Annotated in this window: 21 protein-coding genes; 19 read left to right on the top strand and 2 right to left on the bottom strand. The window is 33.0% G+C overall.

The genetic code is table 11. The features are described 5' to 3' along the window. The first annotated feature begins 21 nt into the window (after positions 1–21). Positions 22–492 (top strand): TspO/MBR family protein, encoded by a 471-nt coding sequence (locus tag ACJDUG_RS14045; protein ID WP_406770510.1) that lies wholly within the window; start codon positions 22–24, stop codon positions 490–492. A gap of 104 nt (positions 493–596) precedes the next feature. Here the strand turns inward: ACJDUG_RS14045 and ACJDUG_RS14040 are convergent, their stop codons facing one another. Next, the gene (locus ACJDUG_RS14040) at positions 597–1,025 is read right to left on the bottom strand and encodes a hypothetical protein (protein ID WP_406770509.1); all 429 of its coding nucleotides are present in this window, start codon (positions 1,023–1,025) and stop codon (positions 597–599) included. Positions 1,026–1,371: 346 nt separating this feature from the next. Here ACJDUG_RS14040 and ACJDUG_RS14035 point away from each other — a divergent pair, with 346 nt between their 5' ends. Beyond that, positions 1,372–2,052, top strand: a complete 681-nt coding sequence (locus tag ACJDUG_RS14035; RefSeq protein ID WP_406770508.1) for a DUF4397 domain-containing protein — start codon at positions 1,372–1,374, stop codon at positions 2,050–2,052. Between the two features lie 171 nt (positions 2,053–2,223). Here ACJDUG_RS14035 and ACJDUG_RS14030 read toward each other — a convergent pair whose 3' ends face one another. Beyond that, positions 2,224–2,946 carry a DUF3298 and DUF4163 domain-containing protein gene (locus ACJDUG_RS14030; RefSeq protein ID WP_406770507.1) on the bottom strand — a complete coding sequence of 241 codons (723 nt, stop codon included), beginning with the start codon at positions 2,944–2,946 and terminating at the stop codon, positions 2,224–2,226. 525 nt (positions 2,947–3,471) lie between these two features. On the opposite strand from ACJDUG_RS14030, the gene ACJDUG_RS14025 reads away from it, so the two are divergent. The 17 genes from ACJDUG_RS14025 (at position 3,472) to ACJDUG_RS13945 (ending at position 22,756) form a co-directional block, all read left to right on the top strand. Further along, the gene (locus tag ACJDUG_RS14025) at positions 3,472–4,446 is read left to right on the top strand and encodes an NAD(P)-dependent alcohol dehydrogenase (RefSeq protein WP_406770506.1); all 975 of its coding nucleotides are present in this window, start codon (positions 3,472–3,474) and stop codon (positions 4,444–4,446) included. Positions 4,447–4,709: 263 nt separating this feature from the next. Next, a complete protein-coding gene (locus ACJDUG_RS14020) occupies positions 4,710–6,086 on the top strand; it encodes an MATE family efflux transporter (RefSeq protein ID WP_406770505.1) in 1,377 nt (458 codons plus the stop codon). Between the two features lie 795 nt (positions 6,087–6,881). Then, positions 6,882–8,240 carry a ComEC/Rec2 family competence protein gene (locus ACJDUG_RS14015; protein ID WP_406770504.1) on the top strand — a complete coding sequence of 453 codons (1,359 nt, stop codon included), beginning with the start codon at positions 6,882–6,884 and terminating at the stop codon, positions 8,238–8,240. A gap of 12 nt (positions 8,241–8,252) precedes the next feature. Further along, positions 8,253–8,465, top strand: coding sequence for a DUF3006 domain-containing protein (locus ACJDUG_RS14010; protein WP_406770503.1), 213 nt, complete (start codon positions 8,253–8,255; stop codon positions 8,463–8,465). A gap of 290 nt (positions 8,466–8,755) precedes the next feature. Continuing rightward, on the top strand, positions 8,756–10,264 hold the full coding sequence (locus ACJDUG_RS14005) for a hypothetical protein (protein WP_406770502.1): 1,509 nt from the start codon (positions 8,756–8,758) through the stop codon (positions 10,262–10,264). A 25-nt stretch (positions 10,265–10,289) separates the two neighbouring features. Beyond that, entirely contained in the window at positions 10,290–11,849 is a 1,560-nt protein-coding gene (locus tag ACJDUG_RS14000) for a hypothetical protein (RefSeq protein ID WP_406770501.1), read from the top strand. Between the two features lie 257 nt (positions 11,850–12,106). Next, positions 12,107–12,493: a MerR family transcriptional regulator gene (locus ACJDUG_RS13995; RefSeq protein ID WP_406770500.1), complete on the top strand. Its 387-nt coding sequence runs from the start codon at positions 12,107–12,109 to the stop codon at positions 12,491–12,493. Continuing rightward, entirely contained in the window at positions 12,490–13,374 is an 885-nt protein-coding gene (locus ACJDUG_RS13990) for an RCC1 domain-containing protein (RefSeq protein ID WP_406770499.1), read from the top strand. Before ACJDUG_RS13995 ends, ACJDUG_RS13990 begins: the two co-directional genes overlap by 4 nt. A gap of 426 nt (positions 13,375–13,800) precedes the next feature. Continuing rightward, entirely contained in the window at positions 13,801–14,382 is a 582-nt protein-coding gene (locus tag ACJDUG_RS13985) for a TetR/AcrR family transcriptional regulator (RefSeq protein ID WP_406770498.1), read from the top strand. A 285-nt stretch (positions 14,383–14,667) separates the two neighbouring features. Next, the gene (locus ACJDUG_RS13980; protein WP_406770497.1) at positions 14,668–15,021 is read left to right on the top strand and encodes a response regulator; all 354 of its coding nucleotides are present in this window, start codon (positions 14,668–14,670) and stop codon (positions 15,019–15,021) included. Between the two features lie 29 nt (positions 15,022–15,050). After that, positions 15,051–17,177 carry a chemotaxis protein CheW gene (locus ACJDUG_RS13975; protein ID WP_406770496.1) on the top strand — a complete coding sequence of 709 codons (2,127 nt, stop codon included), beginning with the start codon at positions 15,051–15,053 and terminating at the stop codon, positions 17,175–17,177. A 52-nt stretch (positions 17,178–17,229) separates the two neighbouring features. Next, the gene (locus ACJDUG_RS13970) at positions 17,230–17,397 is read left to right on the top strand and encodes a Spo0E family sporulation regulatory protein-aspartic acid phosphatase (RefSeq protein WP_406770495.1); all 168 of its coding nucleotides are present in this window, start codon (positions 17,230–17,232) and stop codon (positions 17,395–17,397) included. A 31-nt stretch (positions 17,398–17,428) separates the two neighbouring features. Further along, on the top strand, positions 17,429–17,926 hold the full coding sequence (locus ACJDUG_RS13965) for a chemotaxis protein CheW (protein ID WP_406770494.1): 498 nt from the start codon (positions 17,429–17,431) through the stop codon (positions 17,924–17,926). A 24-nt stretch (positions 17,927–17,950) separates the two neighbouring features. After that, positions 17,951–20,350 (top strand): methyl-accepting chemotaxis protein, encoded by a 2,400-nt coding sequence (locus tag ACJDUG_RS13960; RefSeq protein ID WP_406770493.1) that lies wholly within the window; start codon positions 17,951–17,953, stop codon positions 20,348–20,350. A 72-nt stretch (positions 20,351–20,422) separates the two neighbouring features. After that, the gene (locus ACJDUG_RS13955; protein WP_406770492.1) at positions 20,423–21,238 is read left to right on the top strand and encodes a CheR family methyltransferase; all 816 of its coding nucleotides are present in this window, start codon (positions 20,423–20,425) and stop codon (positions 21,236–21,238) included. A gap of 5 nt (positions 21,239–21,243) precedes the next feature. Next, a complete protein-coding gene (locus tag ACJDUG_RS13950) occupies positions 21,244–22,275 on the top strand; it encodes a protein-glutamate methylesterase/protein-glutamine glutaminase (RefSeq protein WP_406770491.1) in 1,032 nt (343 codons plus the stop codon). A 7-nt stretch (positions 22,276–22,282) separates the two neighbouring features. Further along, entirely contained in the window at positions 22,283–22,756 is a 474-nt protein-coding gene (locus ACJDUG_RS13945; protein WP_406770490.1) for a chemotaxis protein CheD, read from the top strand. The last annotated feature ends 16 nt before the right edge of the window (positions 22,757–22,772 follow it).

The following is a 22,772-nucleotide window of genomic DNA, read 5'->3' as shown; positions in this document are numbered from 1 at the left end:
ATACGGGGGTGAATGTTTTAAATGAAAAAGATAAACTGGTTCCAACTTCTTGTTATTGTACTTATTACAGAGCTAATAGGTGTTCTAAGCAGCTTGTTTTCAGGCAACACAGGGCAAATCTATACATCGCTAGTGAAACCTACCTTATCGCCGCCGGGATGGATTTTCGGCGTCATTTGGCCCATACTTTATCTACTGATGGGGATTGCAGTATATATGATTTATCAATCGCCAGATACACTTGATCGCAAAGAAGCAATCACTTTATATTGGGTACAGTTGTTTGTTAATTTCCTCTGGCCGGTAGTATTTTTCCGCTTAGGGTGGCATTGGATATCTGTCTTAGTTATTCTTATACTGGATGTTTTGGTTTTCATGACTACCATAAAGTTTTACAAGATTAATAAAGTGGCTGGATATCTGTTGATTCCTTATCTGCTTTGGATTCTTTTTGCTACATATTTGAATATTGGAATTGCAATATTGAACTAATGCAAAATGGCACCCTACGTCAATTTAATAGAGTGCCTTACTCGTTTTTTGTGGTTATCCTTCCGCAGCCACCGATACGCCGGGCTTGAATTCCACGGTGAATATTAGAGAAACTGTTTTAATTGCTGAACATTATCCTCTTCAAACTTAAGCAATTTTTCCATCAGTTTTATAATATCTTCTTCTGCGTCCTTATACTTTTTAAGCTTTTTAACTGCATCAATAATACCCATGTTACTTCCAATGATTAGCATTTCGGAAATATGTGAGGGTGTTTTATCGGTCATAGTTTGCATATTAATCATCAAATAAGTTTTTATTTTATCCAATGCGTTAATACCTTTTTCATCTTGCCCATTTTCATTAAGTGCTTTTTGGGCGGCTAAATGTATTTGCTTATATTCGTTAAATTGAGACTCTAAATACTTTTTAAAGTTCTCATCTTTAACTATATCCATCAATTGTTTGATTGTGTCCACTCCCATTTGTGAGTTTTGAAAAACGAAGTTTAATAATTCGGTATTTCCATTCATATTCATCACGCTCCTCGGATATTAGTATATCCAGGTAAGGTTAATATAATAAGATTACTAAAGCACCAAAATTCCTCTATTATCATAAACACTTCGACCTGCATCGCAGCTTGTGCAGCTGCAGCAGCAATCATAGAAAAGAAGGTTGACCTTCTTAAGCAAGAAATGTAGAGGTGCCTTAAGGTTTATACAAATAATTTAATATCTAACTATTTTTGCCTTTCCTAATTTCTGGGAGGGCTTAATTTTTCAAGTTTTATATTCCTTATATTATCCATTTACTAATCAACATTAAGAGACCTGTTTCATAGTATGGTATTGGTTAAAAATAAAAAGGAGAAAGGTTATGTACTACAGTCCATACTATAATAAAAGGATTGACGAAAATTACAGAGCTCAACAAATGAATTCCTACATTAGAATATTCCATGCTTCTCCTAATGCTCCTGCTGTAGATGTTTATGCTAATGGAAACATGCTTGTAAAGAATCTTTCTTATAAGAAAGTATCCGAATATTTGCCGGTTTCTGCAGGCACCTATAATATAAAGGTTTACCCTTCAGGAAATATGACGAACCCTGTTATCAATACAACTGTAAGTATTCCAGAAAATAGCATATTTAATGTGGCTGTAATAGGAACACTGCCTAATATTAGCTTATATCCTATCCCTGAACCTATAATGGGTCAAAAATTTGGTAGACCTTGCGTAAGATTTGTTCATCTTTCTCCAAACGCACCGGCAGTTGATATTTTACTAGCAGATGGTACTAAAGTGTTTAATAATGTTTCTTATAAAGGGATTACTGACTATGCATGTATTCCAGCAGGAACCTATACCTTTAAAGTAAATGTTGCCGGAACCGATAATACAGCTTTGACAGTTCCAAATGTTAGACTGAACGAGGATACCTTTTACACTATTTACGCTGTAGGCCTATTTGGACAATCTCCACCTTTAGAAGCTGTACTATTAACTGAACCAAGGCAACAAAATGAAGCGAATCCCGTTCCTACTATTTACTAAAGCTCTATTAAAATAAGTATCCACTTTAAAAGCCCCTATTGCAATTAATTGCATTAAGGGCTTTTAAATATGTCATAGGCAGCAATGATAGTAAATAAATGTTTAAATATTGTATACTTATTTTTATTTTAAATTATTTAGTTCTCTATAATTTGAGGCTTTATAGTTTGGTTATACAAAATGAGGTTTTAAAATATTGCTAATATTTGTGAAGGGAATCCTTATAAGAGGTATAGCAGACACCACAGGAGCAATTTCGTTGAATCTAGGATATATAACCAGAGCATTATTATCTAAATAGAAGGGTTGATCTTTTGCAATTCCTTTAAAATTGGCTGCGATACTCGGATAATTTGTTTGAAGCTGCTGCTTAGCAATTTTATTTAATGTGGCTAAATAATCAACTCCTTGCCTGAACAAATCTCCTAGGCTAATAGAGTTACCAGTTCTAAGATCATAGTTGTATGAGGTTCTTATATCATTATGTTTTCCACTAAAGTATTCCTGAAAAAAAATTGAGAAACTTAAGATGTAGTTTTTATTATAAGTTACTGAATAGGTTGTGGCAATTTGGAAGGGATCAGGTTGCTTTCCCTGTAATTTTAAAACTCTTGCATGCTCTTTTGCAGCGGCTTCCATCTGATTTTTAAATTCTAGAATATCATTTTTTACATTATTGTTGATATACGATAGGATTTGAGGATTTGCTGAGCCATGAAACACGGGTATTAAAAGATTTTCATTTATTTCACTACTTGAATTTTGTATATTCGTTGTTGTAACTGACACTGGGGGATCTAGTTTTCTAAAGCTATTATCGGCTTTATACATGGGATCAAGCCTATGGTATTTAATAGGACATAATGTTCTGTAATTAAGGAATGGGCAATACATTATAAAGGCCTCCTTTTATACTACTTATCAGATTATGATTGTTCTCTATTAAAAGTACCATTTGCATTTAATAAGTTATTAGTAAAGAGCATACTTCCAGCTGCTTCCTAGCACCCCAGGGTAGTTTCATTTGCGAGGCTGCTATTGCAGTTAAGAAATTAGGTGGACGGTAATAAGCTGGGTCTAGTGGCTCTAACTAGAATCGAAAGAAATATAGAATACATTTTATAGAAAAAGATGTATAAAAATAATTTAAATATATATTATTCTTATAGAAAAACTCTTGCTTGTATTGAGTGTATAAGCGGGAGTTTTTATTTTTAGAGGGGTTGGAGATATAAGCTTAACAGAAATTTACCTTTGGTTAAATTCCGGTTAAGCATTTGTAAAATTTTCTCACAAACACTGATTATATTTTCTTTAAATTATATAATGATTTTAATAGTTTCAAAGGATAATTCAAAGTTATTTTAAGGAGATGGAAAAATGGAAAAAATCATTAAAATAAAAGAGAGGTAGAAAAAGATGAAATTAAATAAAATGAAAGCAATTACACGGACAGAATACGGGTCATCTGATGTATTTAAACTGAAAGAAGTTGACGTGCCTTCTCCTAAGGATAATGAGATTTTAATAAGAGTATATGCAACAACTGTAAATAGAACAGATTGCGCAATACTTTCGGGAAAACCATTCATAATGAGATTTTTTACTGGGTTGTTAAAGCCAGATTCTACAATTACGGGAACGGATTTTGCCGGGCAAATTGAATTTGTGGGCAAAAGTGTAACAAATTTTAAAATCGGTGATAGGGTTTTTGGATTTAATGATACTGGGTTAGGATCTCATGCACAATATATGACGGTATCTGAAGATAAAGCAGTAGCTATAATACCGAATGAATTAACCTATGAGGAGGCTGCAGCTAGTCTTGAAGGTGCTCATTATGCTTATAACTGTATCAATAAAGTGAACCTTAGAAGCGGCCAAAAGGTTCTCGTTAATGGCGGAACGGGAGCAATTGGTTCATCACTTGTACAATTTCTAAAATACTTTGATACTTATGTTACTGCTGTAAGTAGTACAGAGAACATAGAATTAGTAAAATCTTTAGGTGCTGATAAAGTAATTGATTATACAAAAGAAGATTTTACTCAAGATACTCAAGAATATCATTTCATTTTTGATTCAGTCGGAAAAAGCTCATTTGCTAAATGCAAACCATTGTTGCAGCCAGATGGCGTTTATATATCAACAGAATTAGGTTATATGGCACAGAATCTTTTCTTAGCATTCATTACGTCTAAAATTTGTAGTAAAAAAGTCATATTTCCAGTTCCAACAGATATAAAGGGGACTATACTTTTTATTAAAGACTTAATTGAAAAACAAAGATTCAAGCCAGTGATAGATAGAAGATATCCGTTGGATAAAATCCATGAGGCATATAATTATGTTGCAACTGGTCAAAAAATAGGGAATGTTATCATAACTTTTTAATATAATTTTGTAAAATAGAATGAGTTTTAAATATTATAGTTGAGATTACAGTAACCTTCGAACAAACTACTCCAGTTCGCTTTGGCTTAAGAAGAGAGCTAAAGCACCCATGTGACCATAAGCGGCGTCTCGCTAAGGGTTCTTATCTTAAGGTAATAAGATTTTTATTTGAAAAAATAGGTATATATTATTAAGTATGCTATAATTGAATAAGCATTTTAAGCTGAATTAATTTTCAGTGTACTTAAGGGAGATATTAAATTTTGAATACGAATTTGACAGAGGGAAAGATTTTAAAGAAATTAATAATTTTAGCACTGCCTATTATGGGAACATCATTTATACAAATGGCCTACAATTTGGCGGACATGCTATGGGTTGGAATTTTAGGCTCAAGAGCTGTTACAGCTGTTGGAACTGCGGGATTTTTTACCTGGTTTGCCTTTGCTTTCATAACCATTCCGCAAATAGGTGCTGCAGTTGGAATAGCACAATCAGTAGGAAAGAAGGATGCAGAGGAAACTAAAAGCTATATAAGACATTCATTGCAGCTTACTGTGATTTTAGCACTGCTTTATGGTGTTTCTATATTCATATTTAGAAGACAGTTTATAGGTTTTTTTAATCTTAAGAGCGATGATATTATAAACAATGCATCAAGTTTTCTAGGGATAATATCACTTGGTATGGTGTTTTTCTTTTTGCCTCCTGTACTTACAGCTATTTTTAATGGACATGGAGACAGCAGGACGCCTTTTTTAATCAACACTATAGGGCTGGCAATTGCAATAACGCTGGACCCCTTCCTAATATTAGGAATAGGGCCTTTCCCAAGGCTTGAGGTTGCCGGAGCAGCTATTGCAACTATATTTGCCCAATTTGTTGCAACATCAATCTATATTTTTGTTATATTGAAAAGAACTAATTACTTTAAAGGAATTAATTTTCTACAAATACCAGACTGGAAACATATGAACAAGATAGTAACATTTGGATTGCCTGTATCGCTGCAAAGTGGAGCCTTTACGTTAATAGCTATGATAATTGCGAGAATACTTTCCAATTGGGGGCCTACACCTATTGCAGTGCAAAGTGTGGGTTCACAAATAGAGTCCATATCCTGGATGACCGCTGGAGGCTTTCAAACAGCTTTAGCCGCTTTTGTGGGTCAAAACTTTGGTGCGAAAAAGTGGGATAGAATTTATAAGGGATATTTTACAGCCATAGGCATTATTTCTGTTATAGGATTAATAACGTCAAGCCTCTTAATATTCTTACCTGGACCAATTTTCTCCATTTTTATACGGGAGAAGAATGTTGTAAAAGAAGGAATAGTATATCTTAGAATACTTGGGGTTTCACAATTTTTTATGTGCATAGAAATAACCACTGCAGGAGCTTTTAATGGACTTGGAATAACAGTACCGCCTTCACTAAATGGTATTGTTTTTAATACCTTGAGAATTCCAGGTGCATTATTATTATCAGCAGGAATGGGTTTGTCCGGGGTTTGGTGGAGCATAAGCCTCAGCAGTGTAATGAAAGGTATCATACTAACAAGTTGGTTTTTTATTTTTCTCAGCAGGCATCCCGAAATAGGGGAAAGAAAGATTTTTCCTTTTAGAAGATTGAGAACTTGATGAAGTAATGTAGTGGCTCGATAATATAATATAGTTCAACTAGCTTTCTTATATAAAAATTTGCATGAAAATTTTATTTTGCACAATAATCTTTTCGAAGCATGTAAACAAAAAATTGATCTTGGTAATGATAAGGAGAACCGTATTATTATTAATCACATTACAGTATTATATGAGGTGGATTTATGAATAGTAAATTTATGTCTTTCATTAAAAAAAGCATTGTTTATTGGATTTTTTTTAGCATAGCGTTTACGATTTATTTTTCATACTCTTTATCTGTGAAAAATTATATGGACATTGTTGCTATATTTTTAGTAATGTTAGTTATTTCAATTGGTGGAGGAATTGTTATTGAAGTTATTAATTTTTACCTCTTACGACCACTAATTGACAAGGCTAAAAAGAAAAATAGATAGTCAAATATAATCCATTGTTAAGTAGCCTGTGACCATTATGATCACGGGCATTTTATTGGCGTTTTTATTCCTTAAGTTGTATAAATGTAATGCTAACTTGTAAAAAGTAGCGTAGTACGTGGCTTTACCACAATTAATGATTATAGGTAAAAGATACCATATTAAATTTCTACCACATTCTAAATTTGTTATGAGTTTAAAAAGTTGATAGCTACAGTGGTTTATCTCGCAACTTTTAGTTTTGGAAGATGTAAATAGATAATAATATAAGGCTTAAATAGAGCGTTAAGCTCTTTTTTTCTGTAAAAAGAAGGAATTTCAATTTTTTTGTTGAAATAGTAAATTATTTGATAATTTATAGGTTAGGAGGATAATAATGAGCGATAAACAAAAGTTTTATAATAGTAATTGGTTTATTTGGACAGCTTTAATCTTGTTTGCACCTTTAGGTATTTTTTTAATGCGGAAAAATCATAAATTTACTAAAAAAATTAGAGCAATACCTTCTGGAATATTTGCCTTGTTGTTTTTTATTATAGTCTCAGGAGTTAGCTGCTCAAATAATAATTCTATTCAAACCTCAGCTGGTAAAAATGCAACTGGATCTAATGTAGAGAATTCAAAGAGTAATGAAACAAAAAATTCATCAGCTGCAGATGCTAAGACAAACAACGATTCTAAGCCTGTTTCTAATGAATCCTCAAATAACACAACATTAGTTAATGGACAACTCAAAGTACATTTTATTAATGTAGGACAAGCAGATAGTATATTGGTACAGCAGGGTAATTCATCTATGCTTATAGATGCTGGTAATACCGGAGATGCTCAAACTATTAAGACTTATTTAGATAGTCAAGGAGTAAAAGCTTTAGATGTTGTTGTAGGCACTCATGCACATGAAGATCATATTGGAAGTATGGATTATATAATAAATTCATTTAAAGTTGGAAAAGTATACTTCCCAAAGCAGACTGCAAATACAAAGACTTTTCAAGATTTTATAAGCGCCGTTAAAAATAAAGGACTTCAGCTTACTGCTCCGGTAGTAGGTAGTTCTTTTAAAATTGGTGATGCAACGGCTACTATTTTGGCACCCAACGGAAGTGCCTATGAAGATGCTAATGATTACTCTATAGTAATTAAGCTTACATATGGCAGTACATCTTTTCTTCTAACAGGAGATGCTGAAGCAACTTCTGAGAGTCAAATGTTATCTAAAGGATTAGATTTATCAGCAACTGTTTTAAAAGTAGGACATCATGGCAGTAAAACTTCTACTAGCCAAACCTTTTTAGACAAAGTAAGCCCAAAGTATGCTGTAATAAGTGTTGGTAAAGGTAATAGTTATGGGCATCCTACTCAAGAGACTCTAAATAGATTAAAAAACAAAGGTGTAGTTGTATATAGAACAGATGAAAATGGAACTGTTGTTGCGACAAGTGACGGGAAAAATGTAAGTTTCAATACTCAGCCAGGAAGCTATAATGGCATTGCATCAAGTTCTACCTCAAACTCTAGTAATAATCAAACTCCAGTAGTTGTAAAACCAACTCCGGCTCCAAAACCTGCTCCAAGTCAAAACAAAAGTGTTACAGTATATATAACAAATTCAGGGAAAAAATATCATGCAGCTGGTTGTAAATATTTGAGTAAAAGTAAAATTTCCATAAGTTTAGATGATGCAAAAGCTGGTGGTTATGGACCTTGTAGTGTCTGCCACCCACCTCAATAAGGAGTGATATAAATGAGAGTAATAATTGATAGGTTTGAAGGAAATTATGCTGTATGTGAAGAAGAAGACAGAACTATGATTGATATAGAGAAATCTAAACTACCTCCAGAGGCTAAAGAGGGAGATGTACTATCCATTTTAGATGATGTAATTACTATTGATATTATAGAAACAGAAAAGCGAAAGAAAATAATTAAAGAATTAACTAAAGACTTGTGGAATTGATTAAGGAGCTTTAAAAGCTCCTTTTTAAGTATTTCATTATTCTTTCTGTTAGGTTTATAACCTAATTCCCATCTGCGCCATGTATGAAGAAGACGATCATTTATTAATGCATATTTCAGAAATGTTTCATTGTGAACCCATCCACAGATGATATTAGATTCTGTCGGGGTTTTTCAAGTTGTATAAATGTGATAAAATAAGGATTAAAGTATATCATTTAGAGAAAAGAAGGAAAATTGTATATATTTGAAGAATTAAGTAGTTATTGGTTATATATGGAGGAGTATAATATGGGAATAATAGATGGAATTAGGTCATTAGGATCTGCTGCAAAAGATAAACTTGAAGATTTAAAATATGAAACTGAAATAAAAATGTCTGAACTAGGAATAGATGATAAAATATCAGAGTTAAAAGATAATGTAGTTGATAAAATCTCTGATTTGAAATATGAAGCTGAGATTAAAATGTCAGAGTTAGGAATCGACGACAAAATATCAGAAATAAAAGATAAAATAACACAAGCTAATGGTAAAAGTAACGAAGGGGCATATACAGCTATAGAAGAAACATTACCACTAACATCAATGAATGATGAAATAAAGAAGGCATACATAAAAATAATATGTAATTTTGCATATTCAAATTATGGAGTGATTGATTCTAAAGAATATGCTGAAATAATATCGTTAATAGTTAGAACTGACTATAATAGTGAAAATCGCTTAGAAATTAGAAACTATATGTGTTCTAATTCAGAAATTGAAGAAACAAATGACTTGATTCAATGTATTAGTGATAATGTTCCAGAAGGAAGTTTAGGTGTTATAAAGAAATCACTTTTAAAAGATATTATATATATATATAAAATTAAAAATGACATAAATAATTGGAATGAAAATAAATTTATTGTTTCATTGCAAAATAAATTCGATATTAATGACAATCAGATTGATTTAATAGTTGCTGCTATTAACAATGATGAAGAAATTTTATTTTTAAGAAAAAATGATACGGAAATAACAAAATCTATGAAAGATTTAGCAGCAAAAGCAGGAGCAGTTGGCGTTCCATTAGCAGCTATATATTTCTCAGGTTCTGTATTAGGTATAGGTGCTACTGGTATTACGTCAGGATTAGCTACTCTTGGAATGGGTGGAATTTTAGGACTTTCAGGAATGGCAACTGGTATTGGAGTAGTAGTCTTACTTGGGGTAGGAACATATAAGGGGGTTAAAAAACTTACAGGTATCGAAGAGCTAGAAAACAATAAGCAAAGAGAAATGATGTTACAAGCTATAATTAAAAATTCACAAAAATCACTTGATTATTTGATTGAAGATGTTAATGAAATTTCAAGAATTCTTATGGAAGAAATAAAAAATGGTATAGTGACTACTAAGAAAATCGAAAAATTATCAGCCTTATTATCAATGATGAGTAAAGGTGCTAAGGAAGCAACAAGAAAAATAAATTATGCAGAAAGTGAGACTGTAATTTCCCATTTGCCAAAGACATTAGATATAAATAGACTTAATGAGTTAACGAATGAAAAAACTAAGGAGAAACTACAAGGCTATATATTATCTTGTTATATTAAGCAAGAAGTTAATGATGAAGATGAAAAAATTACTAAGACTGAATTTATATTAAATGATAAGCTTTCATTAAATCAACTCGAACAATTATATTCAGTTTTTGAAGCTATAGGGTATACAAATTTAAAAGATGCAGCATTAGCGTCGGCAAAAGGAATGGCAAAAAGTTTAGCTAAAAGTGTTTTTGAAAAAGAAAATTAAAGGATAAATTATTAGGTGATGTATTATGCCAAAGAAAGATATTAGTGAGGAATTAATAGAACAATCAGGAAAAGCAATGCTAGTACAAAAGCATCAAGGACAAGCAATAGGAAATCAAGTATCTAAAATTCAATCAGCAATTAATAGTTTATCAGAAATTAACATGGACAATTTAGATAATCTTGATTTATTGATTCAGCAGGCTGAATTCTTATGTGAGCAAAATGGTATAGATACAAATAACTATGAGAGCTATATTGAGGAAATTGTAACATTATCGGAAGAAGAAAAATCACAGATTCAAGTTGAAAATCTTGAGATGCTTAGTATTGTTGGAAATAGCGATAATATTAGTTGGCAAGATTATATGACAAGAATTGAAAAATATGCAGAGGCAAATAAAATTGATTTTTCAAAAGATCCGTTTGATGACTTAATGACTGAATCAGAAAGACTGGAGTTAGGCCAGAGAATAAGAGAAGATTACACAATGAAGAAAGCAAATTGTGATAAGTATGATTATCTTATTGCAGGATTTTGTGGTGTTGCAACTGGTCTAATTGATGCATTCTTTGTTGGTATACCACATGAAGGTAAACTAGGAAAATGGACGGATGATAAAGTTGACAATATAGTTGAGAAATTTGCACAAGGGGTATGGAAATCTGATAAAAATAAAGGAATAAATAATTCAAAATCAGCACCAGAGGGTATTGCAAGTGCGATTGGATATCTTGAACGTAGGTTTAAAGTTAACTATGATGCTAGATATGCATCGGATTTAAAATTAGGTGATATTGAATTTAAAATGAGTCCCTCAAATCATCATATAAAATCTTTAGCACATTCACCGGACTTAATTGGATTGTTTTTTTCAATTTTAGATCAGTTTACCGGGGAAAATAGTTTTGTTTCAGATGGTAAAATTATTAGAGTAGAATCAGTAAAAAATGGTTTTGAATTAAAAGGAAAAAGTTTCTTTGCCAAACTTTTCTCTGGGTTCTGCAATTGGATAGGGCATATTATGTCAGATATTGCCGGTTCCAGTGGCACTAGAGGACATAGTGAAAATGGAAAGGGAGCAGGTGTACCTATTCCTTTCTTTGAAATGTTTCAATTCTGTAATTTTGGTTCTTTTAATGTAAATGGAGAAAAGAAGAGTTTAGCTGAATTATCTGTTAAAGTATTTGAATCTGGTTATGATGCAAGACATGGAGTAGCCATGGCGATCCCGGTTGCAATTAATGAGATTATGATTAGATTTCTATGGGCAATTAAGAGTAGATTTTACCATAAGAGAAGTTGGCTTGAATCTATGCCATTTGGTAGTAAACCTGAACTTAGACGTATGTTATTAATAGGCCATGGGTCTTTATGTCTAGCTGATGGAATTGATGCGGGCTTGCGTTCCCGGGGGAATATATTAAATTTTGCACTTCATTTAAATATAGTAGCATGGTCAAGATTTTCATTTGCAGGATTACAAGAAATACGTATTATTTACAATCAAAATGCTTTAGACATTTCAGCTATTGATGAAGACTTAGAATTAGAATGGAAGCTTCTATATAGTCATATGAAATAAACTGGATAGATCAGTAGGGACGGTTCCTTCTGATTCCAAAAATGATTACAGAGAAATATGAGCAGTTCAATTACACCAACATGGATATCGGTATAATTGAACTGTTTTGTGCGATAAATCGGAATTTTTGTGGCGTTCTATCGATGATATAAGAGTTTTTCTTAGCAAATAATATATAAACCCTCCACTGTCCTATCAGGGTTTAAGTTGTATGTTATTATAAAGATGCAATTTGGTAACCAAATGGGAGGTGTTCAATGAGAACCTATAGTACTTCTGAAATTGCTAGAATAATATGGATTCATCCCAACACGGTTATGTTATATGAAAAATGGGGCTGTATAGTTCACGTTCCAAGAAGCAAAAATGGCTATCGCGTCTATGGAGAAGATGAAATAAAGCTGCTTAAAGTCATTAAAGCTTTAAGGCAGGAAAACTACAGTACACAGTGCATAGTCAGGATGCTTAAAAAGCTGAAAACTATAAGTAAGGAGAATAAAATGTTTTTATCCAAAGAAGCAGAGGAATCGAATGACGGGCTGTTATCTCCTCTGTCTGAGGTGGAGTCTGAAGTAAAGGAATTGATTGATTATATAGGTGAGTTAATAAATAAAAAACAGAATTTCAAGGCGGTGCAATTATGAAGAATAATAATGACAGCCTGCGAATAGCTATTCCTGAAAATACAATAGCGGCGGGACGTCGTCATACCGTTGGTCTTAATTCCGATGGAACAGTTACGGCTGTAGGTGATAATAAATATGGCCAATGTGATGTAACTATCTGGCGTGATATTATGGCGGTAGCAGCTGGAAATGTTCATATGGCGAACAACACGGGTAATGCTCATACAATCGGTCTTAAATCTGACGGTACTGTGGTGGCTGTGGGGTGGAATAAGCATGGACAGTGTGATGTAAAGGACTGGCGCGGTATAGTAGCAGTTGCGGCGGGTTGGCGTCGTACCCTGGGAGTTAAATCGGACGGCAGGGTGATTGCTGTGGGACGCAGCACTTACGGCGAATGCAATGTAGATGGCTGGTGTGAAATAATGGCTGTTGCGTCGGGTGATTGGCATACCGTCGGACTTAAAGTGGACGGCAGGGTGACGAGTGTGGGTATCAACCGTTACGGCCAGTGCAATGTAAGCAGCTGGCAGGAAATTGCGGCGGTAGCTGCTGGTTACCTTCATACCGTTGGGCTTAAATCGGATGGTTCTGTGATGGCTGTAGGCTTTAACAGAGAAGGACAATGTGATGTCAGTGGCTGGTGCGGCATTGTGGCCATAGCGGTAGGTAGTTATCATACCATCGGCCTTAAGTCTGACGGTACGGTGACAGCTGTGGGCTTAAATGACTACGGGCAATGCAATGTAAGTGACTGGTGCGATATTGTTGCAGTTGCGGCAGGCTGCGCTCATACCATCGGCCTTAAATCTGACGGCAGGGTGGTTGCTGTAGGTGACAATGAATATGGTCAATGCGATGTAAGTGGCTGGCATGGCATTAAGCTGCCCAGCAAATAAACATACTTAATTTAGTTAAAGAAACCTGAAGTCAGCTTGAGTAAAAAGCAAAATGACTTCACTGATAATTGAATTGAAAGTCTGCAAATGAGACAGAGAGGAGGTGAAATGGTATGGAAAAATATTCAGGAGATGAATTTTCAGATGCATTACAAGTTGTATCGTCTACCATTGCTAAATCCCTTATTGAAGATGAAATTAGTAAAAGAGGGTAAGGAACTTTTATTTATAATGGTAGTGATATTTCTTATAAAAGCTTATAATTATTATATATAAATAATAAAATTTATATGTTCGTATGAGGATACACTATGCAAGGAGAATATATGAATCACTAGGGACAATCCCTTTTGGTTTACTAAGATATTCTAAGTATTCTATTATAATATATAATGATTATTAAGATTGGGATAGGTGGGTAACTTAATGAATAAGTCTTATATACCAAGAAAAGAAAGTATTGTTATAACTGCAATAGAGATTATAGATGAATTAGGAATACACGAACTATCAACAAGAGAAATAGCTAGAAGACAGGGTGTATCTGATGCATCATTGTATAGACACTTTAATAGTAAACAGGATATTCTTTTAGAAGTACTAGATTATTATTCAAATTATGATACATTTATAATCAATACAATAGAGCAGAAAAATACACCATTTAAAGAGAAGATTATTCAATTTTTTAAATCCTATGCAGAGTATTATGAAAATTATCCTGCAATAATTGCAGTTGGGTTATCCCACAGTGTCTTTCTTTATGATAAATTGCTATCTAATAAATTTAATCACATTTTAGATACGAGATCAAAGTTTTTACAAAAATTAATATCAAGCGGACAAATAGAGAATTCAATTAATAAGAAAATTACTGTTGATATTCTTTGTCATATATTACAAGGCACATTTAACGATATCACTTTAAATTGGAGAATTAATGGTTGCAGCTTTCCTCTTAAAGAAAAGATTATTGAATCTATGGAAATGGTCTTAAATAATTTATAATATATATAACAATTTTGGCTTACATTGAGGCATATAGAATTTATTTTAAATTCTATATGCTTTTTATATTTTAAAGTTAATTATGATTTACATAATTCGATAAATATGTAAATTATTATTACAGAATTTAACATGGGTTTACAAATATGCTAATAATTTTACAAAAAACCAATACAAATATTGACAAGTTGTTAACTTTTAGCTTATTATTTAGTTAGCGAACGATAACTTACTAATGTTTATATAAAATAAGGCTATTAAATTACTAATATTAGGGGGATGAATATGAAAAAAGTATTGGTAGTTGATGACTCATCTTTTATGAGGTTATCTATAAAAATGTCACTGGAGAAAAACGAATTTGAGGTGGTTGGTGAAGCTGTAAATGGATTAGAGGCAGTAAATAAGTATAAGGAGCTTCATCCAGATATAGTTACTATGGATATAACAATGCCTGAAATGGAAGGCTTAGATGCACTTGCATTAATTTTGCAATTTGATCCTAATGCTAAAGTAGTTATGTTATCTGCATTAGGCCAAGAAAGCAAAGTTAAAACCGCAATACTTAATGGGGCTAAGAGCTTTGTGGTCAAGCCATATAAGGAGGAACATTTAGTTAAGGTATTAAGTCAAGTTTAGGTAATGGTAAATACGGAGGAGTGATTTAATTGAGCAGCAATGAGGGCAGGGAACCAATGCTTGATATGTTCATATTTGAAACCTTTCAATTAATAGAGCAGCTTGAGTTAGCAATATTAAACAGTGAGAAAGCTCAAAAGTTTTCCGAGGAAACCGTAAATGAAATCTTTAGGATAATGCACACTATTAAAGGTTCTTCAGCAATGATGCTTTTAAATGATATTTCAGGCCTAGCACATTCTATCGAGGACTTATTTTTTTATATCAGAGAAACTAAAGAAATATGTGTAGATTACTCTAGGCTAGCTGATATAGTATTAAAGTTTGTAGATTTCATCAGATATGAAGTAGGAAAACTTGATAATGGTCAGGATGCGGATGGAAATTCATCTGATCTAACTGCTGAAATAAAGAACTATTTATACGGAATAAAAGGTTTAGAAAACATAAATGACAACGCAAATTCATCTATTAGTGAGAAAGTAGAGGAAAAGGAACAGCAAAGGTATTATATAGCTAAGGATAAAGTTCAGACAAAAAATAAAAATAATTGCAATTATCATGCATTGGTATATTTTGTAGATGACTGTGCTATGGAAAATATAAGGGCTTTTACAATTATACATAACCTAAAGCAGATAGCAAGAAATATAGAATATTACCCAGAGGATATTGTTGAAAATGATGATACTGATAAGATAATCCGTGAGGAAGGCTTTAATATTATATTTGAATCAGATAAGAACATTAAGGAATTGGAAGACTTCTTTGCGAAAACAATTTTTCTTAAGGAATTGAAGTTAGAGCATTTTGATAATAATATTGAAATCCATGAGGTGCAAAATAGATTAAGGGCTAAAGCATCTAAAGGTAGTCTTAATACGGAATTAAGTAATATTAATGAGGGCCCAAATAAAGAAAGTTCTAATAGTAATAATAATGAATCAAGCGGAACAAACAAGCCTGGGATAGATAAACAAGAATTATACGGACATGCATCTCAAAGTATGATTAATGTTAGCGTTGATAAACTAGACAAGCTTATGGATCTCGTAGGAGAATTAGTAATTTCTGAAGCAATGGTAACTCAAAATCCTGAGCTTAAAAATCTTGAGTTAGATAATTTTTACAAGGCTGCAAGACAGCTAAATAAAATTACTAGTGAACTTCAGGACATTGTTATGGCAATAAGGATGATACCATTAACAAATACTTTTCAAAAGATGAACAGGATTGTAAGGGATATGAGTAAAAAACTTGAAAAAGAAGTTGAACTACAATTGATTGGAGAAGAAACTGAAGTTGATAAAAATATTATTGAACAAATATCCGATCCCTTAATGCACCTTGTTCGAAATGCTATTGACCATGGAATAGAGTCAAAAGCAGAGCGAATTTTATTAAATAAGAATGAAAAAGCAAAGTTAACATTAGAAGCAAAAAATGCAGGTGGAGATGTACTCATAAGTGTCAAGGATGATGGCAATGGACTTGATAAGACAAAGATATACGATAAGGCAAAAGAACATGGGATTATAAATAAATCCATTGATGAAATGAGTGATAAGGAAATTTACTCTCTTATTTTACTTCCAGGTTTTTCGACAAATGAACAAGTAACTGAATATTCAGGCCGAGGTGTAGGTATGGATGTTGTATCCAAGAACATTGATAGTATAGGTGGCAGCATACTTATTGAAAGCCTACAGGGATATGGAACAACAATAACATTAAAAATACCGCTTACTATGGCTATTATAGATGGAATTAACATATCTGTTGGTAAAGCCAGATATACTGTACCTACGCCAACTATAAAGGAATTTTTTAGAGTAAAGGAAAAAGATATAATAACTGATCCTGATGGCAATGAAATGATTATGGTTAGAGGAGAATGTTATCCAATTCTAAGGCTGCATAGTCATTTTGGTGTTAATACTCAGATTAAGAAATTACAGGATGGGATTATAGTGATGGTTGAATCTGAATCAAGGCTATTATGTCTATTCTGTGACTTTCTTCTTGGAGAACAAGAAGTGGTAGTAAAGCCACTACCAAAATATATAAAGAAAGTTAAGGGGGTGGCAGGTTGTACTTTGCTAGGAGATGGCAGCATTAGTCTAATATTAGATACAGCAGTATTAATGAATAATTAACCTATAATAATCTGCTAACCTATATTATTAAAGAAGTACTAAACCGGATTATATGAATAATATAGAAATAATTTGCAATAATATAGACGGCCTTAGGGGTAAACTTCATGAAGCCATAGAAGAAGGAAATTCTATAAAAACTTTGGACATTAGTGAAAAACTTGATCTACAAATAGTTAAATATACTAAAATACAAATACAGTTGCCTAATAATGACTAAATGGCATGAATGAAGGAAAGAGGTGAATAAGATGGAAAAGTCAAAAGAACTGGAAATACTAGAACAGGAGGAAGATACCCAAAGAGGGAAGTTTTTAACATTTTCCTTAGGTACTGAATTCTATGGTATCGAAATTAAATATGTCACAGAAATTATTGGAATACAGCCAATTACTGAGGTTCCACAGTTACCTAATTATGTTAAAGGAATTGTTAATTTAAGAGGAAAAATTATTCCTGTAATGGATGTTAGACTAAGATTCAAAAAGGAGCCCAGGGCATACAATGAAAGAACCTGTGTAATTGTAATTGATATAAAGGATTTATCCATTGGGCTTATTGTAGATAGTGTCTCAGAAGTACTCTCTATACAGGAACAAAATATTGTCCCTCCTCCATCGGTAAGCAAAGGACAACAAAACAAGTACATAAAGGGAATTGGCAAGGTTGGAAATGATGTAAAACTAATCTTAGATTGTGAAAAACTTCTTACAGAAGATGAAATCGAAAATTTGAGTGAAACACTTTAGAAAAAAAATAGGGGGATTTAAAGGATGAAATGGTTTTATAATTTAAAAATTGCATCAAAGCTTTTAATAGGTTTTATAATTATAGCTGTAATTGCAGGTACAGTTGGTGTTGTAGGCGTTATAAATATAAAAAAGATTCAAGTTATGGATGAGGAGATGTATTCTTGGCACACGTCAACACTAGATGATATGGCAAAGGCAATGGAATATTATCAATTGGAACGTGTTAACTTAAGAGATGCTATCTATACAAAGGATGCTGCTCAGAGACAAAAGTCAATTAGTCAGTTTAGCGATCTTGACAAAAAAATATCTACAAGTCTTTCTAGTTTTCAAGTGGGAATAAAAGATGATAAAACCCTCAAAGATTTTAATACTTTGCAAAAAGCATTAGAGGATTATAAGGCTTATAGAGATAAAGAAATAAGCCTTGCAAATTCAAATCAAAGTGAACAAGCAATCTCAAGCTTATATAGTGATGGCGCAAGCATTGCAAGTGCAATGGAAAATGCAATTAATAATTTGTTAGATGGTAAGGTTAGCCTTGCTAAGCAAGATGCAGATGCTAATCAATCATCAGCAAATCAAGCAGTAATAACAATGATTATCATAATAGCAATAGGTGTTGCTATAGCAATTTTCCTCGGAATATTTATATCAAAAATTATAGGTAATCCTATCAAAAAAATGGTTAGCTTTGCAGAAGAAGTGGCATCAGGTAATCTTGATATGAAGATAGAAGCCAATACAAAGGATGAAGTTGGAGTACTTATGTCAGCCTTTGATAAGATGATAGAAACCTTGCATAATTTGGTAAGTGAGCAGGGAAAACTTTTAGATGAAGCTTCTAAGGGTAATCTAAATGCTAGAGGAGACGAGGAAAGATTTCAAGGTGGTTATCGTGATATCATAGGCGGAACAAACAATTTATTAGATGTTGTTGTTAATCCAATAAATGAAGCTATGCAAGTAATTGGAAAAATGTCAGTGAATGATTATTCTTTAAAAATGACCGAAGGACATAAAGGAATGCTAAGAGAATTTTCTGACGCAATAAATGCAGTCCAATCTCGATTACTTCATATTCAAGATATCGTTGTTGATGTATCGCAGGGAGATACAAGCAGCTTGGAGGAATTGAGAAAGGTAGGCAAGAGAAGTGATAATGATAAAATTATGCCTGCTATAATTGTAATGATGCAAAATATCAAGGATCTTATAAGTGAAGTAGAGACAGTATCAAGTGCAGCGGTAAATGGAGATTTAAGCTTAAGAGGAAACTCTAATAAGTTTAATGGAGGATTCAAAGAAATACTTGAAGGGTTTAACAATACTATTAATGCAGTAGTAGAACCAATAAGAGAAGCTTCAGAAGTACTTAAAGAGATGGCTGATGGCAACCTTACTGTTGGTATGATAGGAGACTATAAGGGAGAGTATGCAAGGATAAAGAACGACATTAATGCAACAATAAAAGCTTTTAACGAAGTTTTAAATAATATTAACAACGCTTCACAGCAGGTTGCATCTGGTTCAAATCAGGTATCTGATTCAGCACAAACATTGTCACAAGGCTCCACAGAGCAGGCAAGCTCTATAGAGGAATTAACTGCCTCCATAGAGGAAATTGCAGCTCAGACTAAGCAAAATGCAGGAAACGCAAACCAGGCCAATGAGCTTTCATTGAGTGCCAAGGATGAAGCAGTCCTAGGGAATAATCAAATGAAAGAGATGCTAAAGGCTATGGAGGAAATTAACGAATCATCAGGTAATATATCAAAGATTATAAAGGTAATTGATGATATAGCTTTCCAAACCAATATTCTAGCCTTAAATGCTGCTGTTGAAGCTGCAAGAGCAGGACAACATGGAAAAGGATTTGCTGTTGTAGCGGAAGAAGTTAGAAATTTAGCAGCTCGTTCAGCAGATGCTGCAAAAGAGACAACTGCGCTCATTGAAAATTCTATAAAGAAGTCAGACGGTGGAACAAAAATAGCAAATGAAACTGCTAGTGCATTAGGAGAAATTGTTGATACTGTTACAAAGGTAGCAGCATTAGTTGGTGAAATTGCAGCTGCATCAAACGAGCAGGCTGCAGGCATTGCACAGATTAACCAAGGCATAACACAAGTATCACAAGTTGTGCAGGCAAACTCCGCAACCTCTGAAGAATGTGCGGCAGCAAGCGAGGAACTATCTGGACAAGCTGAAACTTTAAAGCAATTAGTGGGAAAGTTCAAACTAAAAAAAGATAGTTCGAAAATAAAAAGTCTTGAGGAATTAAATCCAGATGTTCTTAGAATGCTTGAAAACATGGCTGAAAGAAAGAAAAATAGAGTTACTGATATTGATGAGTCCATGCTGGAAGCTGCAATAACGAAGCCAAATATAGTACTAAGTGATACAGAATTTGGAAAATATTAAAGTTTAATTTAAAAATGGAGAGAGTCTTTAAAAGGCTCTCTTTGATAATATAAACACGTAGGGTGATTTTAAATGTTAGAAATTACACAGAGAGAGTATATGCAATTGGCAAGTTTTATTAAAAGCCAATATGGTATTAATTTAGGAGAACGTAAGCAGACCCTTGTAACTGGAAGACTTCAAAATGTACTTACACAAAAAGGTTTTAACAATTTTTCAGAGTATTTCAATTATGTAATTTCAGATAAAACTGGTGATGCTGTAACTACTCTGATTGATAAGATAACAACAAATCATACATTTTTTATGAGGGAAGTCGATCATTTTTATTTTTTTAGGGATAAGGTTTTACCTTATATTAAGCAAACTGTTAAGGATAAAGATTTACGTGTTTGGAGTGCCGGTTGTTCAACAGGTGAGGAGCCATATACTTTATCAATGATAATCGATGAATTTTTAGGTTGTGATAAAAAATGGTGGAATACTAAGATATTAGCCACAGATATTTCAAGTAAGGTTCTAGATATTGCAATGAAAGGTGAATACAGTAGTGAAGAAATAGCATCAATCCCACTTAATTGGAGATTTAATTATTTTAAAAAGATAGATAGTGAAAAAAATGTCCTTATTGATCAAATAAGGAATGAAATTATATATAGAAAGTTTAATTTAATGGATAGAATTTTTCCTTTTAAAAAAAAGTTTCATACAATATTCTGTAGAAATGTAATGATCTATTTTGATAATGAAACTAAGAAAGAATTAATTAATAAGTTTTATGATGCTTTGGAATATGGAGGATATCTCTTCATTGGTCATTCAGAATCCATCAATCGTGATGAAACTGGATTTAAACATATTATGCCATCAGTCTACAGAAAGGAATAAATAAAATGATAAGAAGTAAAAAGATTAAGGTTCTAGTTGTAGATGATAGTCTTGTATTCAGGGAAGTTCTTTCTAGGGGAATATCTTCTGATTCTGAAATCGAGGTTGTTGCAAAAGCGGTTGATCCATTTGATGCAAGAGATAAAATTTTGAAATTTAGGCCCGATGTTATGACTTGTGATATAGAAATGCCTAAAATGAACGGAATTGAATTTATTAAAAGGTTATTACCTCAGTATTCATTACCAGTTATTGTAGTTAGCACTGTAAGTAATGCTGTGTTTGATGCCTTGAATGCAGGTGCCGTAGATTTTGTTATTAAGCCTGATGTTCAATCTGTCAAAGGTGTAGAAACACTTATAGATGAGCTAATTTATAAGATTAAAATATCATCAACATCTAAGGTGATAAAATTAAGAGAAGAAAATCAAAAGGTGGAAACTATACTTAAAAAAGACTCAATTATTAGCAACAAGATTATTGCCATAGGAGCCTCCACAGGAGGTACAGAGGCCATTTTCAATACTTTGAAGTCCTTGCCTAATAATGTACCTGGTATAGTAATTGTACAGCATATACCCCCAGTGTTTTCAAAAATGTTTGCAGAAAGACTTAATAATTTTACTCCATTTAATGTTCGTGAAGCAATAACAGGAGATGTCGTAGAGCGAGGAAGTGTTTTAATAGCTCCAGGAGATAAGCATATGAGGATTAAAAAGTTTGGGGATAAGTACAAGGTTGAGTGCTTTAATGGAGATAAAGTAAATGGACACTGCCCTTCTGTAGATGTTCTCTTTGAGTCAGTGGCAAAAGAGGCAGGTAAAAATGCTGTTGGTGTAATACTTACTGGGATGGGATACGATGGTGCAAAGGGGCTCCTGACTATGAAAAATAACGGGGCTAGGACAATAGGGCAAAATGAAAATTCTAGCGTGGTTTATGGGATGCCAAAGGTAGCTTTTAATATTGGTGCTGTAGAAAAGCAGACTAATCTTGAGAATATACCGAGCCTAATATATTCAATGTTAAAGGAATGATAACCTTATGGATAAGTTTGTTGGAATTGGAGAATACGTGATATCTAATGATAAAAAGGATATGATTAAAACCTTTGCCCTTGGTTCATGCGTTGCGGTGACTGTATATGCTCCGTCAAGATTCGTTGCTGGTATGGTGCATATTGCATTACCTTCACCAATTTCTTTAAGTAAAGAAAATAATGAACGACCATGTTATTACGCAATTATGGGAGTACCACTGCTTATAAATGAAATGTGCTATAAATTTGGTTGCTATAAGAGCGAATTGGAAGTGCAGCTGTTTGGGGGTTCTGACTCTATTAGGAAAAATGATGTTTTTAATATAGGAAGGAGAAATATTGAAGCAGTTAGGGAAGTATTAGAGGGACTAGGGTTAAACTACAAATATACACAGGTAGGTGGATTTCAGAGCAGAACAATATATATGGAGGTAGGCACAGGAAATATAAAGACTATGACACAACCGTTAATAATATAATATCTTTTTTATATTA

It is taken from the genome of Candidatus Clostridium stratigraminis (genome assembly GCF_045310675.1).
GTDB lineage: Bacteria > Bacillota > Clostridia > Clostridiales > Clostridiaceae > Clostridium_AT > Clostridium_AT stratigraminis.
The sequence above is the reverse complement of the archived record's forward strand: the minus strand, read 5'-3'. Positions and strand labels throughout refer to the sequence as shown.

What these genes read in the sequence shown, in the direction of transcription:
- ACJDUG_RS14045 (WP_406770510.1), top strand. Translation starts at nt 22, where the DNA reads ATGAAAAAGATAAACTGGTTCCAACTTCTTGTTATTGTACTTATTACA.
- ACJDUG_RS14040 (WP_406770509.1), bottom strand. Translation starts at nt 1,025, where the DNA reads ATGAATGGAAATACCGAATTATTAAACTTCGTTTTTCAAAACTCACAA.
- ACJDUG_RS14035 (WP_406770508.1), top strand. Translation starts at nt 1,372, where the DNA reads ATGTACTACAGTCCATACTATAATAAAAGGATTGACGAAAATTACAGA.
- ACJDUG_RS14030 (WP_406770507.1), bottom strand. Translation starts at nt 2,946, where the DNA reads ATGTATTGCCCATTCCTTAATTACAGAACATTATGTCCTATTAAATAC.
- ACJDUG_RS14025 (WP_406770506.1), top strand. Translation starts at nt 3,472, where the DNA reads ATGAAATTAAATAAAATGAAAGCAATTACACGGACAGAATACGGGTCA.
- ACJDUG_RS14015 (WP_406770504.1), top strand. Translation starts at nt 6,882, where the DNA reads ATGAGCGATAAACAAAAGTTTTATAATAGTAATTGGTTTATTTGGACA.
- ACJDUG_RS14010 (WP_406770503.1), top strand. Translation starts at nt 8,253, where the DNA reads ATGAGAGTAATAATTGATAGGTTTGAAGGAAATTATGCTGTATGTGAA.
- ACJDUG_RS14005 (WP_406770502.1), top strand. Translation starts at nt 8,756, where the DNA reads ATGGGAATAATAGATGGAATTAGGTCATTAGGATCTGCTGCAAAAGAT.
- ACJDUG_RS14000 (WP_406770501.1), top strand. Translation starts at nt 10,290, where the DNA reads ATGCCAAAGAAAGATATTAGTGAGGAATTAATAGAACAATCAGGAAAA.
- ACJDUG_RS13995 (WP_406770500.1), top strand. Translation starts at nt 12,107, where the DNA reads ATGAGAACCTATAGTACTTCTGAAATTGCTAGAATAATATGGATTCAT.
- ACJDUG_RS13990 (WP_406770499.1), top strand. Translation starts at nt 12,490, where the DNA reads ATGAAGAATAATAATGACAGCCTGCGAATAGCTATTCCTGAAAATACA.
- ACJDUG_RS13985 (WP_406770498.1), top strand. Translation starts at nt 13,801, where the DNA reads ATGAATAAGTCTTATATACCAAGAAAAGAAAGTATTGTTATAACTGCA.
- ACJDUG_RS13980 (WP_406770497.1), top strand. Translation starts at nt 14,668, where the DNA reads ATGAAAAAAGTATTGGTAGTTGATGACTCATCTTTTATGAGGTTATCT.
- ACJDUG_RS13970 (WP_406770495.1), top strand. Translation starts at nt 17,230, where the DNA reads ATGAATAATATAGAAATAATTTGCAATAATATAGACGGCCTTAGGGGT.
- ACJDUG_RS13965 (WP_406770494.1), top strand. Translation starts at nt 17,429, where the DNA reads ATGGAAAAGTCAAAAGAACTGGAAATACTAGAACAGGAGGAAGATACC.
- ACJDUG_RS13960 (WP_406770493.1), top strand. Translation starts at nt 17,951, where the DNA reads ATGAAATGGTTTTATAATTTAAAAATTGCATCAAAGCTTTTAATAGGT.
- ACJDUG_RS13955 (WP_406770492.1), top strand. Translation starts at nt 20,423, where the DNA reads ATGTTAGAAATTACACAGAGAGAGTATATGCAATTGGCAAGTTTTATT.
- ACJDUG_RS13950 (WP_406770491.1), top strand. Translation starts at nt 21,244, where the DNA reads ATGATAAGAAGTAAAAAGATTAAGGTTCTAGTTGTAGATGATAGTCTT.
- ACJDUG_RS13945 (WP_406770490.1), top strand. Translation starts at nt 22,283, where the DNA reads ATGGATAAGTTTGTTGGAATTGGAGAATACGTGATATCTAATGATAAA.